This is a genomic window from Oceanicaulis sp. UBA6590 (assembly GCF_002433705.1).
GTDB lineage: Bacteria > Pseudomonadota > Alphaproteobacteria > Caulobacterales > Maricaulaceae > Oceanicaulis.
This window is the reverse complement of record NZ_DJIQ01000001.1, coordinates 32,530-49,191: the sequence shown is the minus strand read 5'-3', so window position 1 is coordinate 49,191 and position 16,662 is coordinate 32,530. Positions and strand designations below refer to the sequence as shown.

Here is a 16,662-nt window from a genome sequence, read left to right as displayed (position 1 = left end):
CTACTGGGCCTGGTGGATCGCCTATGGCCCGGTGGTGGGCTTGTTCGTGGCACGCATCTCGCGCGGTCGCTCCATCCGGCAGGTGATCTTCGGCATGATCGGCTATGGCACGCTGGGCGCGGGCCTGTTCTTCGTCATTCTGGGCAATTACGGCCTGAACCTGCAGCTGACCGGCGCGGTGGATGTGGTCGAACAGCTCAATGCCGACGGCGGCGCCCAGGCCATTGTCGCGATCATGGACGCCCTGCCGCTCGATGTCTGGGCGATGGGCCTGTTCGCTGTCGCCGCCGTGGTGTTCTCGGCCACCACCTATGACAGCGCCTCCTACATTCTGGCGTCGAGCGCAACCCAATCCCTGCCCGCCGGGCAGGATCCCGCCCTGTGGCAGCGCTTGTTCTGGGCCGCCATGCTGGGCGCGCTGCCGGTGACCTTGCTGTTCGTGGGCGGCTTGCGCGTGGTGCAGACCGCCGCCCTGATCGCCTCCGCCCCGGTCGTGCTGATCGGCCTCGTGATGGCGCGATCGCTGATGACCCAGCTGTCCGAAGACTTCTCTTCCCCCGGGAGCGCCCTCGACGGCGATCCTGATCCGCAACCGATGGAGTGACGACGTGACCGCCCAAGATCAAAAGCTCAACCGCAATGTGATCCTGACCTGCGCCGTAACCGGCTCGGGCGACACCGCCGGCAAGACGCCCCATGTGCCCGTCACCCCCGCCGAGATCGCCAAGGCCTCCATAGAGGCGGCGAAAGCGGGCGCCGCCATCGCCCACATCCATGTGCGCGATCCGCACACCGGCGCGCCCAGCCGCGACCCCGAACTATTCAAGGAAGTGGTGGACCGCATCCGCGAACACGATACCGATGTGATCATCAACCTGACCACAGGCATGGGCGGCGATCTGTTCCTGGGCCCCGATGACAATCCCACCGACTTTGACCGCACCGATACCGATTGCGTGGGTCAGGTGGAGCGCATGCAGCATGTGGAAATGTTGCTGCCGGAGATCTGCTCGCTCGATTGCGGATCGTTCAACTACAACGTCCCCAACTATGTCTATGTCTCGTCCATCGGCATGCTGCGCATCGGCGCGGAACGGCTTCAGAAGATCGGCGTGAAACCCGAGCTTGAGGTCTTTGACCTGGGCCATATCTGGTTCGCCAAGCAGATGATGGCCGAGGGCCTTCTGGAGGAACCGCCGCTCTTCCAGCTCTGCATGGGCGTCAAATGGGGCGCGGAAGGTCTGACCCGGAACATGCAGGCCATGGTCGACAATCTGCCCGAGGGCGCGAACTGGGCCGCCTTCGGTCTGGGCGCCAATGAAATGCCCATGGCCGCGCAAGCGGCGCTGATGGGCGGTCATGTGCGCGTCGGGCTCGAGGACAATCTCTATCTCGCCAAGGGGCAGCCCGCCACCAACGCCCAGCTCGTCGAACGCGCCCGCTCCATTGTCGAGATGATGGGCGCCCGCGTGCAGACGCCCGAAGAGGCGCGCCAGACGCTGGGCCTGCGCAAGCTCGAAGAGATGAAGAAACTGCGGGCCGCGGCATGATCGCGCCGCTTCGCGCCGTCGCCCATCCCTGGCTGTGCGATGTGATGGGGCATCTGACGACCCGCCATTACATGGCGATGTTCGATGACGCCTCCTATCACGCGCTCAACGCGGTGTTCGGATGGTCCGGTTCGGATGCCGAAGCCGGCGGGACCGGCTTTGTCGATGTGCGTCACGAGATCGATTATGTGGCCGAAGTGCGCGCGGGCGACCTTCTGGAGATCCGCGCCCGGCTCGATCGTCTCGGCGGCAAGTCCGTCACCTTCGTCTATGACATGATCATTCTGGGCCGGGAGCATCGCGCGGCGCGCCTGACGGCGGTCTCGGTCTGCTTTGACACGCAGGCGCGCAAGGCCGTCGCCCTGCCGGAGGACTGGCGGAGCCGCGCCCGAACCTTCGAGGGATCGAGCACAGGTGAGGGCCAGTCTTAGCCCTTGCCCGGACCAACAAACCACACGCACAGTGCCACGGGTTCCTCGTGTGACGACTGAAAGGGCGCGCCATGCCATATCCGACCCTCGCCCTGACGGGCGCACTCGTCCTGATGCTGGGCGCCTGCACGACGCCTTCACAGCCGGCGCCCTTCGTCTTCCCGGCCTCCGTGGGCGCCTTCGGCGACGGATACCCCGTCTCCGGCGCCCCGTGCCGGCGGCTTGGAGAGACCGCCGCCACCGGCAATTATCTTGATCATACCGCCGACCTCGCGGGCTGCCCGGATCGCCCCTCGGCCATGGCGCTGGGCGGACGCATCGTCGATCAGATAGACGGCGTCTGGCTCGTTTCGGTTCCGAACGGGAAACCCTGACGCCCTGGCGTGATTGACACCCGGACCCGGGCTGCGGCACAGGCGCGGTTCAGTGGCGAAGGAGTGCAGCGATGAGCCTCACCGACCCCTCCGGCGAACGCAGCCTTCTTCAGGCCGTCCTGCAGCTCTGGGCGCTGTTGCTGGGGATTGCGCTGCTCCTGGCCGGCAATGGCCTGCAAGGCACGCTGCTGGGCGTGGTGGCGGAAGATTCAGGCTTCTCCTCGGCTCTGACCGGTCTTGTCATGACCGCCTATTTCGCGGGCTTTTTCGCAGGCTCGGCCAGCGCCGAGCGCCTGATCGGCCGGGTCGGACATGTGCGGACCTTCGCCGCTCTCGCCTCGCTGGGGTCCATCGCCATTCTGATCCACGGCATGATCATCGACCCCTGGGTCTGGGCCGGGATGCGCTTTCTGACAGGGTTCAGCTTCGCCGGGCTCTATGTGGTGGCGGAAAGCTGGCTGAACCGGGAAAGCTCCAACGCCTATCGCGGCGCGCTGCTGGCCATCTACATGATCATCACCCATGGCAGCCTCGCCATCGGCCAGGGGCTTCTGAACATCGCCTCCACCACCAGCCTGACGCTCTACGCCCTCTCATCGATCATCATTTCCGGCGCGCTGGTGCCGATCCTGCTCAGCTCCGCCCCCCAGCCGCACTTCACGCTGGAAATCGAGCGCCTGACCCTGCGCAAGCTGTTCTCCATCTCGCCCCTGGGACTGACCGGCAGCTTCAGCGCCGGCGTCGCGAACGGGATCATCCTGGGGATGGGCGCGGTGTATGCGCGTCGTCTGGGCCTTGAGGTGGGCGGCGTCTCCATCTTCATGGCGGCGACCCTTGTGGGGGGCGCCGCGCTGCAATGGCCGATCGGGCGCCTGTCCGACGCCTGGGACCGCAGGATCGTGATCGCCGGCGTGGCCGCTGCGGCCGCGGTGATTGCGGCCCTGATGCCGATGGCTGCGCAGCAGGGCCTGATGACCCTGACGCTGGCGGGGTTCTTTGCGGGCGGGCTGACCATGACGCTCTATCCGCTGTCGATGGCGCACACCCATGACTGGCTTGAGGTCGATCAGATGACCCCGGCCTCGAGCGCCCTTGTCATGGTCTATGGCGGCGGCGCCATGCTGGGGCCGCTGGGCACGGGCGTCCTGATGGGGGCGCTCGGCACGAACGGCTTCGCCTGGTACCTTGTCGGCCTGTGTCTGGCGCTGAGCGCCTACGCGGTCTACCGCATCACCCGACGCCAGGCGCCGGATAGCACCGAGGATTACCTTCTGGCCCCCGCCGCCATGTCAGCAGGCGAATACTGGGCCGAGACCGCGGTCGAGGAAGCGGGCGAGTCCGAGACCGACGCCTCCGCCCCATGACCCGCTCCGTCCGCGGACGGGTTCACCTTCTGGTCGTATCCGATATAACTGAACCGGAATGCGCCAGGCGCGCCGGGGGTCCATTTGGACATCCAGCCCCCATATGCCAGCGCGACCAAGCGGCTGGGGGGGCCGGGCACATGCGGGCGATTGTCTGTCTCATTGCGTTTTGGCTGATGGGCGCCGCCGCGTCGGCGCAAGGCGCGGACTGCCTCGGAGCGGGCGAAACAGGCGGGCGCTATCATGCGTTCGCCGAGCGCCTGACGGAACTGGCGGACGGGGTGGAGCTGTGCACCACCGACACCGCAGGCAGCGTCGAGAATCTGGACGGCCTGCGCACGAGCCGTTTCGATTTCGCGCTCGCCCAGAACGATCTGGCCTATCACCATTTCTACGGCAATCACGGCTTCCCGCGCTGGCGGGAGTTTTCCGCCGTCGCCCCCCTGTTCCCCGAATATGTGCAGGTCTTCGTGCGCAACGCCGCCGAGGCTCCGACCTTGCTGGGCGATCTCAGGGGCCTCTCCGTCAATCTGGGGCAAACCGGCTCGGGCAGCTATTACAATGCGCGCGAAGTGATGGATGCGGCGGGCCTTCGGGAAGGCATCGACTATCGCGCCCGCAATCTGGGACTGGGCGAGGCCTTTACTGCGCTTGAGAACGGCGAGATCGACGCCCTGTTCGTGACCGCCGCCGCCAATCTCGAGTTCGACCCCCAGCGCGTCAGACGACTGGCCCTGCCGCCCATGGTGGTGTCCGAGCTGTCCGCGGGCCGCCCCTATTACGAAAGCGGCTTTCTGCAGATCAACGGCGCTCCGGCCGCCGCCCTCGCCGTACGCGCCTATCTGTTCACCCGGTCCGACGCCCCCGCAGGCCGCGTGGCGCAACTGAGCGCCGCCCTGATCGCGAACTGGGATACGCTGTCCTCGGAATTTGACGGCCTGTTGGCGCTGGACCAGTTCCTGTTGCGCGCCTCCCTGCCGGTGCACCGGAGCGCGCGGGGCTCTCTGGTGGACGCCGGCCACGCCAACCCGCAACCGCAATACTGGATGTGGATGTTGATCTGGGCGGCTCTGCTGGCGATCAGCTTCATCGCCGTCACGTTCGAGACAACCTATGACCGCACCGGGGTGAAGCGGGAACGACGCGGACGCTTCGCCTTCATCCAGGTGGCGCTGGACTGGTGGGCGCGCCCCAGCCCCTGGATCATCGGGTTGAGCCTGTTCGCGCTTCTGTTGCTGACCGCGCTTCTGACCCTGCGCTCGGCGGAGACGGCCCACGCCCAGGCCTATCAGCTGGACAATCCCTTCGCCGACCTGACCCTGTCGGAAGGCTTCATCTGGATGCTGACCTTCGTGGCCAGCGGCTTCACCGAGAACAACGCCTATCCGCTCAGCACCATCGGCCGCGTGCTCGTGGCCATTCTCGCCTTTATCGGCGTCGGCGGCCCGATCGCTGCGATCATCATCATCGTCAACATGTGGGGTCGACGCCGCTCCGAGCGCATCGCCGGCCTGATGCCGGCCAGGTTCAGCAATCACGTTCTGGTTTGCGGCTGGAACGAACATCTGGACGGGGTGGTCTACGCGCTGACCGGCAATGACGCCGAGCACGCCAAGAAGGTCTGTATTGTTGCGGAGTCGGGAGACGCCTCGCCGCTGGCGACCCATCATTTCGACCAGAACAAGGTCAGCTTCAGACGCGGGGACAGCGCGGACCGGGACACGCTGGAGAAAGCCGGCGCCCGGGAGGCCGGGCACGCCATCATCCTGGCCGATTACGATCGACGCTCGAGCCAGAATATCGGCGCGATCCTGACAGCGATGAACCTCAAACGGCTCAATCCCGACATTCATATCTCGGCCGAGCTCGCCTTTTCCCAGAATGCGGATCATTTCGCGGCCTTCGGCTGCGCGACCCTGATCACGCCCGACATCTTCGTCGCCAAGGCCGCCGCGCTGAGCACAATCCATCCCAACATGATCGACTACCTGCTCGAAGTGCTGACCTATGACGCCTTTGACGAGCTCTATTCCATCCGGTTCGAGGAATTGTGCGCGCAGAACCCGGACATTTCACTGGGCATGACCAATAGCGACCTGGAAAGCGCGCTCTGGTCGTGCGGCGCAAACCTGGTGGGGCTGGTGTGCAGCGAGCTGCGCCGCGAGGCGGTGTATGACGCCGAGGTGGTGGATGGCGGCCCCATCATCTCGCTTACCCGCGCGGAGGGCTATGCCTACACGCCCAAGCCCGATGACCGCATCATCTACGCCGCGGCCCGGCGCAAGAGCGTGATGCGCACGCGCGACCTGAACGAGGTGCGTGACGCCGAACCCATCCCGCGCGACCGGTTCCAGCTCCAGCGCAGTGAAGGCGCACGCATCCTTCTGTATGCGTCTCGCGCCCACCTTGAACGTCTGGAAGCCAATCTTCGAGTCTTCCACCAGAACCCGACCATCCACGCCATCACCATCGAGGACACGCCCTTCCTCACATCGGAAACCCTGAACGAGCAGCTGCCCGCCAGTCTCGAATTCGATCACGTGATCCTGCTCGCCGACGCCGCCAAGAAGCGCGACGCAACAAGTTCGGCAGAGGTGCGGGCCGTGGACGCCTCCACGCTCCTGGCGACCAAGCTGATCGCCGAGCATGCAAACCGGCGCGGCTGGCCGTGCAAGATCACCGCCGAAGTGCTCGACCGGGAAGACCGGGACGCCTTCATGACCGAAGGGGCTGGCGCCCATGTGGTGATCCCCAGCACGACGCTGGTCGAACGCTTCCTCGTGAAAGACGTGTTCGACGGCAACGCCATGCTCGATTTCCTGATTGCGGTCATGAACATGCGTGACGGAACGCATCTGTACATGCACACCCTCGAGCCTGGGGATCCGCTGATCGGACACAGCTATGCCAGCCTGATCCGGACCCGGCATGCCGGCCTTCACCTTGTGGGCTGGCTGCCCGTGACCAAGCGCGAGGAGCTGCGGAACCGGGCCGGGGATTTCGCCTTCCACTTCCGCACCGCCTATGACGAACGCATCGAGCAGAAGACCCTGCAGGCCGGAGACCTTCTGGTCTTCACCGCCTGCCTGCGCATCTGGGATGGCGACCCCGACCCGGTCGAGAGCGCCTAGAACACGATCGGGGCCAGCAATAGCGCCACGAGGCTCAGCACCGCCACGGCGATGATGTTGAGCACCAGGCCGGCCCGCGCCATTGCGGGGATCGCCACCAGCCCCGAACTGAACACCACGGCGTTGGGCGGCGTGGCGACGGGCAGCATGAAGGCGCAGCTGGCCGCCAGCGTCACCGGGATCACATAGACCAGCGGATCCTGTCCGGTCTCGACCCCGATGGCGGCGATCACCGGCAGGAAGGTGGCGGTGGTGGCGAGATTGCTGGTCAGTTCGGTGATGAAGATGACCAGCGCGGTCGCTGCAACCACCAGCAGGATGGCGTTGACAGCCCCGATGCCCACCAGTTGCTGACCGATCCAGAGGGCCAGCCCGGAGCTGGTCACGGCGGCGGCCAGCGCCAGCCCGCCGCCGAACAGCGCCAGCACGCCCCAGGGCAGCTTGCCCATGGCGTCCCAGGTCATCAGCGCCTGGCCTTTCTTGCCCGAAGGGATGAGAAAGGCGGCGACCGCCGCAGCCATGGCGACGCCCGTATCCGTCAGCTCCCCCAGGATCGACAGATTGCTCAGCCAGCCGCGCGACAGCCAGCCGACCACCAGAAATCCGAACAGCAAGGCGGTGCGGACCTCGGCCTTGCTCATCCGGCCCAGCCCCTCGCGCATGGCGCGGATATGGTTCATGGCCTCTTCGGACGCCTTGAAATCGATCGGGTAGGTGAACCGCGTCAGCACCAGCCAGGCGAGCGGCAGCATGACCAGCGAGACCGGCAGACCCACGAGCATCCAGCGCGCGAAATCCATGTGGACATCGTAATTGTCCGCCATGAAGCCGACCATGAAGGCGTTGGGCGGCGTGCCCACCAGCGTCGCCAGACCGCCCAGCGTCGCGCCATACGCCAGGCCCAGCAGCAGGGAGACGCCGAAATTCTGGCGCTGTTTCGGCGCCAGACCGGGCATGGTCTCGCTAATAACGGTATAGACCGAGACGGCGATGGGCAGGAGCATCAGGGTTGTGGAGGTGTTGGAGATCCACATGCTGACAAAGGCCGCCGACGCCATGAACCCCGCCACCAGCGCCCGCGCATCCGCGCCCGCGAATGCGAACACGCCCAGAGCGATGCGTCGGTGAAGACCGCAGCGTTCTATCGCCAGCGCCACCACGAAACCGCCGAAGAACAGATAGATGATCGGGTGCGCGTAGGGCGCGGCGATGTCGCGCATGGGCACGACGTCCAGAAGGGGCAGGACGACCAGCGGCAGGAAGGCGGTGACCGCCACCGGAATGGCTTCGGTCGCCCACCAGATCGCCATCCACAGCCCCAGCGCGGCCACGATCACGCCCGCGCGCGACAGGCCCTCCGGTTCGAACGTCAGGAACACGATCAGGGCGGCGATCGGGCCCGCAATCAGTCCGATCCGCTGGTATAGCGCCTGTCCGGCGTCATCTTGTGCAGTCATGGTCGGTCGGCCTTGTGTATGTCAGGTGGACAGTCCGGCCGCAGGAGACCTTGCGATGAAGGCCAGGCCTGCGGCGGCGGGAGGCGCGATCCACGCGCCCCGGGTTCAGCGGCGGCGTGTGCAGCTCCGGACGGCGGCGTCAGTCATCGCGAGCGGTCTGTGCAATCAGGCTCGCCGCGGTCCGGGCCATGCCGGCATTGTCATGGGCGACGCCCGGAACCGTGACGACCCGCCAGCCCAGGGACACGCCTCGCTCCTGCGCTTGCCGGCCCGCATGATCAAAGAAGTAGTGACCGCGGGCAAGGCGGTGCGGCCCCTGGGCCAGCGCTTCAGGCGTGCGACGCAGATTCGGATCCCCCGGATCGATGTCGGCCTCTCCCAGGAGAAGCGTCATCGGGCGCTCCAGCCAGGCCCCGATCCGGCCCTCATCAATGTCGATCCCGGAGAGGCCATAGGGCCAGGTCTCGTTCCGGTCCGGCAAGGTGTACCAGCCGGCATTGGCGGAATACGCCGTCAAAAGATGCGGCAGGTCTTCAAACAGAAGGGCCCGGTGGACAAATTGCGCGCCGGCGGAATGCCCGAACAGGACATAGCCGCTCGCGGCTCCGCGTTGCGTGATGGCGGTGAAAAGCGGCTCGATCGCGGCATAGGAGGACGGCCCGTCCCGCCCCACGCCGCCCAGATTGTAGGATGCGGCGCCCGGGAAGGCGTCCTGGGTGAACTCCGGCGCATAGACGCGCAGGCCGTAGTGCTCCGCCAGCGCGATCCAGTTGTCGCGATAATCGTCCGCATTTCGATTGACGCCATGCATGACGATGACCACAGGGGCGTCCGGCAAGCGGCCTTCGGGCGGCTCCACATAGAAGACGCGCAGGGCCGGACCGTCCCAGTCGGGCAGGATGAACTGGCCGGTGCGCCAGTCCTCGGCCCAGGCCGCACTGATCTGTGTCGCCGCAAGGACGAGAAGGGAGAGAAGAAAGCGCATCATGACAGCGTCCGGGCGCCCTCGCGAGGAGAAAGCCCGGCCTTGCCGGCTCTAGAAGCGTTTACGGACGTCGAAATAGACCTGACGTCCGCGAATGCTGTGATACGCGGCGTCATAGCCATTGGTCTCGTCGGCCAGCGGCGGATCTTCATCGAAGATGTTGTTCGCGCCGACACGGACCCGCATGCCGTCCAGGATGCCATTGGCGTCAATGTCGTACTGGACATAGGCGTTGGTCTGGGTCCAGGCGTCCACGATGAACGGATCGCCGTTCGGATCGAGGCCCGCGCCGGTGTCGATGAACTCGCTGGTGTAGTCAGCCCGGATACCCGCGCCCCAGCCGCTATCATGACGCCAGGTCAGGGACGCGGCGACCCGCCACTCCGGCTGACCATCCTGGAGGATGATATCGCCTTCCTGGGAGACCGTGATCTCATCCGAGATCAGGCCGCTATCCACCGCGTCCGCGATCTGCTGGGCGCCAGGAGACAGGGCGATGAAATACGTGTCGAGATAGGACGCGTTGACCTTGAAGTCGAAGTCGCCGATCGGGGTGTCATCGAGTGAGTAATAGACTCCGTAATCGATACCCTCGACATCGATATCCTCATTGTTGTCATAGGTATCACGGATAAACAGGATATCGCCCGCCGGGGTCAGGCCCGCCGCGTTGAAATAGTCGATCTGGTCCTGGTTAGGATCAGCCCGCACCACGTTCGGGTTAGAGGAGCCCTGCAGACGCAGCAGGTAATCGAGGCTGATATGGTTCTCCGCGCCGAACACGCCGACCACGTCGGTGCGTTCGATTTCCCAGCGGTCCACGGTGACCGTCAGACCGTTCAGGAAGCGCAGCGCGCCGTCCAGACCCCGCGGCTCGAACACGAAGCCATAGGTGATGTTGGTGTCATCTTCCGGACCGATGTCATCAGCGACCGAACGCCGCTCGGTGCGGCCTTCGGAGAAGCCGGTGCAATCAGCAAAGCTCGCGAACGTGCCGTTGCGTACGCCCGCCTCACAGGCATAGCTGTCTTCGCGCCCATTGGAGCGGTCCACGCCTTCATTGACGACGATCAGGTTCGGCGCCCGGAAGCCCTCCGAATACGCGCCGCGCAGCTTGAGGCCGTCAAAGGGGACCCAGGCCGCGGCCACACGCGGCTTCACGCCGCTGCCGCCGAAGTCGGAATAATCCTCGTAGCGCGCAGCCAGCTGCACGTCGAACGTCTCGACGAGCGGGATATTCATCTCGGGGCTGACGATCGGCACGGACGCCTCGGCGAAGATGCCGAAGACTTCGCGGGACCCGCTGGAATCCGGCGTCGGGCTGGTGCCGTAGACATCGGTCTCGCTGACCTCGCCCGTCACCATGTCGGTGAAGGTGATGGTGCCGTCCAGACGGGAATCGCGGTCCTCGTCATAGGCCTCATAGCGGGCCTCGACGCCGGCCGCGATGCCGATCGGTCCGCCCGGCAGGGTGAACACATCGCCATTGCTGACCTTGAAATCGATCAATGCCAGCTCGGAAGTGCTCTTGCGCACCACATCGATCAGGAAGGGTTCGATCAGGTTGCGCGGATTGGGCGTGGCGTCGCCGACCGAGGGGTTGGCCGGATTGCCGCCATTGAACAGATTGTAGACGTCCGGGCCTTCGCGGAAGAGCTCCTGCTGCAACAGGGTGCGGGAGACCGAGTTGTTCGCCGTATCCTCGGCATAGCCGCGGTTGTACAGCGCCGCGCTATCCCAGTCCCAGCCTGAATCGCCGAACTCGCCGCGGGCGCCGCCCAGAATGCGGTACTGGGTGTTGACGACCTCGATGTCGCGGAAGCCCACATCCACGAAGCGGTAGCGCCCCGCATCGGTGAACACCGGCAGCCCTTCGGCCGGCACATTGGTCAGCCCCGGCAGGCGATTGGGGTTGATGGAGCCGTCCGAGAAGGTCACAGGCCCGAACGGGTTGTAGTAATAGCTCGCCGGCACGGAGATGCCGGTGGCCGTGATGCCGTTGCGCGGCTCGTTCGTGGAGCGCGTCTCGGCGTAATAGACGCCCAGCTCGCCATACAGATGCACGCCATTGTCGAGGTCGTGATTGAAGAAGCCGAAGGCGTTGAACCGGTCGCGATCTGAAATGATCGACCGCTCATACGCGCCGTCATAGCGCAGGTCGCGGTCCTGGCTGCCGTCGTCAATGCACAGGCCCGGCGTGGACAGGCTGTCGGCCCGGCATCCGGGGAAGCTGTCAGGCTGGAAGTGGAAAACGCCCGAAGTCGTGGTCAGGATATTGCCGTTCTGGCGCACCCGGGTCGAGGATGTGGTGTTCAGCGTCCACTGGCCCCAGGGGGTCTGGGTGGCGCGATTGTCGAAGGACACGTCGCCTTCAAAGCTGGTGCCCACCAGGAAGCGGCGCAGATCCTCGCTCGACGCGCGATCCACCTCATTGGCGAACAGGCCGTCACGGCGTGAATATTCCACGGCCAGCGAGGCGTTGGTGCGACCGTCATTGAAGTCCTGACCCGCCTTGATGGTGAGGGTCTGCTCATTCAGGCCATTGCCCGTGGCGTAGAGATGTCGCGCACGAACATCAAAGCCCACGAAATCATCGTCCAGGATGGTGTTGAACACGCCTGCGACGGCGTCGGTGCCATAGATGGCGGAGGCGCCGTCATTGAGCACCTCGACGCGGGCGATGCCGGCGACGGGCAGGGAGTTCACATTGGTGGTGGTCACCGGGGTCGACAGCTCGGCCTGGGTCGAGGGGTGGTTGACCACGCGGCGGCCGTTCAGCAGCACCAGGGTGCCGCTCGATCCGATGGAGCGCAGGTTGATCGAAGCGACGTCGCCGCGCGCATTGTTGTTGGTGGTGTTGTTGTCGGTGCGGAACTGCACGCCGCCCTGGGCCGGCAGCGAGCGGATCAGGTCTTCCCCGTCCACGCCGCCGATCGTGGCGAGATCATCCTGCGTGACAATGGTGACCGGCAGCGCCTGATTGATGCGGGCGCCCTGGATATTGGTGCCGGTGACGATGATCACGTCTTCCGAAGCCGGCGGCGCGGCTTCTGGGGTTTGCTGCGTCGTTTCAACCGCTTGCGCGAATGCGGCCTCACCCAGCGCCAGTGCGCCAAGGGCGATTCCGGAACGCAGAATCATCTTGAGTGTCATTTGTCCCTCCCATGCGTGTTGTTTTCATAACGAGAGCAACGCTTCTGGACACTGTCAACGAAAATTATACACTCGGTTCAAATTCCGTACGGACTGCCGACTGTAAATTGTCAGCCGTGGCGCCGAAGCTACTATCATCACCCGCAACACACGGGCGGAGACGAAGGGGACCCCGACGATGACCGTACTCAGACCGGACTTCCCCGATCACGGCTCGCCCTTTTCCCGCCGCCAGGAGCGCGATCTGAAGACCGCCGCCATCCGGTCCGCCGCCTCGCGCCGCTTCAACGCCCAGGGGGTTCTGGGCGCGCGACTGGAAGACATCGCCGCCGATCTCGGCCTCACCAAGACCAGCATCGCGTATTATTACGCGTCCAAGGAGGAGCTGGCGGAAGCGGCGTTCCTGTCTTCCGTGGAGTTCCTGATCGAGGCGGTGAGCCGCGCCGAGGCGGCCAATGACGCGCCGGGCCTCAAGGTGCTGGCGCTGTTTCAGGCCTATGGCGAACAGCTGAGCGAGGCGATTGAAGGCCAGCGGCCCTTCCCGGCCCGCCTACAGGAACTCGACACCCTGTCTGAAGAGGTCCAGACCCGCATCACCGGACAGCTCTCCGAAGCCGTCAACCGCGTCAACGCGATGACCTGCGACTGGCTTGAAGAAGCGGGACTCAGCGCGCGGCGGGCCGAACCTGTCACCTATTGCCTGTTCGGCTTGCTGGACTGGCTCACGGTCCGCGCCGGCGAGGAAACCGCTGCACAATTCTTCGATTCCGCCAACGTCCTGCGCGACATTCTCCGACAAGGCCTGACCGAGGCGGGGCCCGTCTCCAACGAGATCGCCCCGCAATTTGTCTCCAATGACGAGCTGCCGCAGATCTTTGATCGCGAAGCGCGCAATCGCATGAAGCGGGACGCCTTTCTCAAGGCCGGAATCCGGTTCTTCAACCTGTATGGTTTTGAAGGCGTCTCCCTGGCCGAGGTGGCGGGATCCCTGGGCGTGACGCGGGGCGCATTCTACTATCACATCCCGGACAAGGAGAGCTTCCTGGACCAGTGCCTGGAGCACTCACTGCAGATGGTGGAAACCACGCTCGACGCCGCTGCGGACAGTCTGGACGGGCTGGCCTTCCTGCGTCGCGCCGCCTTTGACCTCATCTACATGCAGGCCAGCGGAATCTCGCCGATCATCCGGCTGGAACTGATGGCGGCCCTGCCGGCCGCCCGCCGCAACCGGCATCAGGCGCGCCTGCGCAATATCACCCGTCGCCTGGGCGACAGCCATGACGCGGCGGTCAGCGCCGGCGAAGCCCGGCCCCATGAGGCCTCGATCGTGGAATCCATCCTGACCGGGGTGATGTTCATCAATAGCGGCTACACCCTCGCCGCCAGCAGCACGATGAATGACTGGCGCATGTCCCAGAATCCCCAGTCCGCGACCAATGATTTCCTGTACGTCCTGTTGTACGGGCTGGCGGCGCGCCCATGAGCACAAGACTGACGCTTCTGCTGTGCATCCTCGTCGCCGCCTGCTCGGCGCCGGCACCCGATGCGGCACCGACCGGGTCCGAGAGCGAGACCGGAGCCGCCTCGTCAACCTCCGGCCCCTCCGAGGCCGAACGCACGCGCTTTGATCCGCAAAGCCCGACCCTCTCCGCCAATCGTGAGATCGAGGCGGTCTTCTCGACCCAGGCTCTCAACGCCCAGGTCCTGCGCCTTGAGGCCGCCCTGGCCCGCGCACAGGCGCAGGAAGGCGTCATTCCGCAATCCGCTGCGGACGCGATCACGGCCGCCGCCATTCCGGACAACATTCCCCAGGACGCGCTCGACGCCGAATACGATGTGGTGCGCCACCGCATGGTCGCGCTGCTCAACGTCCTGCGCCGCTCACTCGATGAAGACAGCGCCAATTACCTGCACTATGGCGCGACGACCGTGGACCTGTATGACAGCGCCGCCATGTTGCAGATGCGCGAGGCGGTCCTGGCGCTGATCGGGGATTTGCGGGTGATCGAGCTGCAGCTCATCGAGCTGGCCGAGCGCTACAAGTCCACGCCGATGATCGGCCGCACGCTGGGCCAGCACGCCCTGCCCCTGACGTATGGCAAGTCCGTCAGCGGCTATATCGGCGAGAACCGCCGCCATATCGACCGGCTGGCGGACCTCCTGGACCGGATCGACCGGTCCATCATCATGAAGGGTGCAGTGGGCAGCTATCTGGGGCTGGGTCCCGAAGGCCAGCGCGTCGAGGCGCGGATGGCGCAGGAGCTGGGCCTGCCCGCCCCCTATCCCGATGACTGGCACGCCAGCCGGGACGTGTTCGCCGAGTTCGCGCTGGTCCAGTCCATGATGGCGCACACCTGGGCCCGGTTCGGGCAGGAGGTCTTCCTGCTCCAGATGACCGATATCGGCGCGGTGGTCGAGGAACGCCCCGGCGGCGCCGTCGGCTCCAGCACCATGCCGCACAAGGTCAATCCGTCGCTCTCTGAAGCGCTGATCCAGCATGGCCGGGTCATCCCGCGCCTTGCCGAGATCGTGCAGGACGACATGATCAACTTCTTCGAGCGCGACAACACCTCCCGCCCCAACAGGGCCGTTGGGGATGTCGCCATCGCGACCGAAGACATGCTGGGCGATGCGAGCCGTCTGATCTCGCGCCTGCGGGTCAACGAGGCGCGCATGGCCGAGACGCTGGAGCTGAGCGAAGGCTGGATCCTGACCCAGCGCATCGTCTTCGCCATTCAGGATGATCTGGGCCGGGAGGGCGCCGAGCACCGCCTGCGCGATCTCGCAGCCGACGCCAGTGAAACCGGCGTGAGTTTGCGCGAAGCCCTTGAGAGCGATCCTGACCTCCTCGCCCTTTTCGCGCCCGGGGAGCTGGACGCGCTTCTCAACCCGCGCACCTATCTCGGTCTCGACGCCGCGCTTGTCGACGCCGTCATCGCTCAGGCCCGCGCCGCCAGAGAGACCGACCCGGTCCGAACGGAGACCCCATGACCTCATCCGCTCTCGTGCGCTTTGTTGCGCTTGGCGTCGCGCTGATCCTGCCGGCTTGCGCCACGCAGACGCCCTTGGCGCCCCAGTCTGTCTCCACGTGTGAAACGGGCGCGACACGCCTGACCCAGGACTTCTCCACCGCGCCCGATTACGCCTGTGAACGCGCGGGCGAAGCGGCCTTTGCACTCACGGTGACGCCCGAAGATCCCGACATCAATCCCAGCCCCTGGTATGCGTTCGACCTGCATGCGGAAGCCATGAGCGCGGCGCAAGTCGCGCTGGAGTACCCCGAGTACCGCCATCGCTATCATCCGCGCATCGAGCTGGAAGGCGGTCACTGGGCCGCCCTGCCGGAAGACGCCATATCCGTGTCCGAAGACGGCCGGCGTGCGGTGCTGGCGCTCGAGATCGCGCCCGGCGCCACCCGGATCGCCGCCCAGGAAGTCATCACGCTGGAAGAGCGCGCCCTCTGGCGCGCCGATTTCGGCGACCGCACCGGCATGACGCGCAACGTCATCGGCGAGAGCCGCGAAGGTCGCGTCATCGAAGCCCTGACCCGGCAAGCAGCCGTGTCTGGTGCGCCGCTCATCATCATTCTTGGCGGTCAGCATCCGCCGGAAGTGCCGGGCGTTCTGGGTCTTCGTGCGTTTCTGGACGCCCTGTTCGGAGAGCAGACCGACCTCTCCGTCCTTGACCGATATCAATGGCTGATCATTCCCGATCTCAATCCGGACGGGGTCGAGCATGGTCATTGGCGGCACAATACCGGCGGACTGGATCTGAACCGCGACTGGGGCCCCTTCACCCAGCCCGAAACCCGCGCCGCCTTCGCCGCCATCGAGGCGCAGATCGCGCAGGGACATGCGCCCTACCTGCTTCTGGACTTTCACGCGACCCGTCGTGACGTGCTCTACACCCCGCCGGACGCAGCCGAACTGACGCCGTTTGCGTTCAGCGAGGACTGGATCGCCCTGATCGACGCGGCCTGGCCCGGTGACGAGCCGGCCTTTGACCGAGGCCCCAGCCACAATGTGGGCATGCCCACCTCCAAGACCTGGTTTGCGGACACCTACGCCGCGCCCGGCGTCACCGTGGAGTATGGCGATGACACCGATCGCGACCGCATCACCGCCCTGTCGCGGACCGCGGCGCGGGCCCTGGTGCGTTATCTTGGCGTGGCGCAGGCCGACTGAGCCGCCCGTCAGTCGCCCTCTCCTCGTCCCGAT

Annotated in this window: 12 protein-coding genes; 9 read left to right on the top strand and 3 right to left on the bottom strand. The window is 65.6% G+C overall.

The window, feature by feature from the left end; genetic code table 11:
- The 6 genes from B2Z70_RS00225 to B2Z70_RS00200 form a co-directional block, all read left to right on the top strand.
- Positions 1-604, top strand: a 604-nt coding sequence (locus tag B2Z70_RS00225) for a BCCT family transporter (protein ID WP_292979815.1), incomplete at its 5' end; no start/stop codon positions are given.
- Positions 605-608: 4 nt separating this feature from the next.
- A complete protein-coding gene (locus tag B2Z70_RS00220; RefSeq protein WP_292979814.1) occupies positions 609-1,550 on the top strand; it encodes a beta-keto acid cleavage family enzyme in 942 nt (313 codons plus the stop codon).
- Entirely contained in the window at positions 1,547-1,981 is a 435-nt protein-coding gene (locus B2Z70_RS00215; protein WP_292979813.1) for an acyl-CoA thioesterase, read from the top strand. The genes B2Z70_RS00220 and B2Z70_RS00215 overlap by 4 nt, the downstream gene beginning before the upstream one ends.
- A gap of 71 nt (positions 1,982-2,052) precedes the next feature.
- Entirely contained in the window at positions 2,053-2,355 is a 303-nt protein-coding gene (locus B2Z70_RS00210) for a hypothetical protein (RefSeq protein ID WP_009802091.1), read from the top strand.
- 71 nt (positions 2,356-2,426) lie between these two features.
- Positions 2,427-3,719, top strand: a complete 1,293-nt coding sequence (locus B2Z70_RS00205; protein ID WP_292979811.1) for an MFS transporter — start codon at positions 2,427-2,429, stop codon at positions 3,717-3,719.
- Between the two features lie 140 nt (positions 3,720-3,859).
- Entirely contained in the window at positions 3,860-6,850 is a 2,991-nt protein-coding gene (locus tag B2Z70_RS00200; RefSeq protein WP_292979809.1) for a TAXI family TRAP transporter solute-binding subunit, read from the top strand.
- Here B2Z70_RS00200 and B2Z70_RS00195 read toward each other — a convergent pair.
- The 3 genes from B2Z70_RS00195 to B2Z70_RS00185 form a co-directional block, all read right to left on the bottom strand.
- Entirely contained in the window at positions 6,847-8,307 is a 1,461-nt protein-coding gene (locus B2Z70_RS00195) for an SLC13 family permease (RefSeq protein WP_292979807.1), read from the bottom strand. The two genes, B2Z70_RS00200 and B2Z70_RS00195, sit on opposite strands and share 4 nt — an antisense overlap.
- Positions 8,308-8,446: 139 nt before the next feature.
- Positions 8,447-9,295: an alpha/beta hydrolase family protein gene (locus tag B2Z70_RS00190; protein WP_292979805.1), complete on the bottom strand. Its 849-nt coding sequence runs from the start codon at positions 9,293-9,295 to the stop codon at positions 8,447-8,449.
- Positions 9,296-9,343: 48 nt separating this feature from the next.
- Positions 9,344-12,445 (bottom strand): TonB-dependent receptor domain-containing protein, encoded by a 3,102-nt coding sequence (locus B2Z70_RS00185; RefSeq protein ID WP_292979803.1) that lies wholly within the window; start codon positions 12,443-12,445, stop codon positions 9,344-9,346.
- 178 nt (positions 12,446-12,623) lie between these two features.
- Between B2Z70_RS00185 and B2Z70_RS00180 the strand changes: the two genes are divergently transcribed.
- The 3 genes from B2Z70_RS00180 to B2Z70_RS00170 are packed head-to-tail and all read left to right on the top strand — an operon-like array spanning position 12,624 to position 16,629.
- The gene (locus tag B2Z70_RS00180; RefSeq protein WP_292979801.1) at positions 12,624-13,928 is read left to right on the top strand and encodes a TetR/AcrR family transcriptional regulator; all 1,305 of its coding nucleotides are present in this window, start codon (positions 12,624-12,626) and stop codon (positions 13,926-13,928) included.
- On the top strand, positions 13,925-15,436 hold the full coding sequence (locus B2Z70_RS00175) for a lyase family protein (RefSeq protein ID WP_292979799.1): 1,512 nt from the start codon (positions 13,925-13,927) through the stop codon (positions 15,434-15,436). Before B2Z70_RS00180 ends, B2Z70_RS00175 begins: the two co-directional genes overlap by 4 nt.
- Positions 15,433-16,629, top strand: coding sequence for a M14 family metallopeptidase (locus tag B2Z70_RS00170; RefSeq protein ID WP_292979797.1), 1,197 nt, complete (start codon positions 15,433-15,435; stop codon positions 16,627-16,629). Before B2Z70_RS00175 ends, B2Z70_RS00170 begins: the two co-directional genes overlap by 4 nt.
- Positions 16,630-16,662 lie beyond the last annotated feature (33 nt).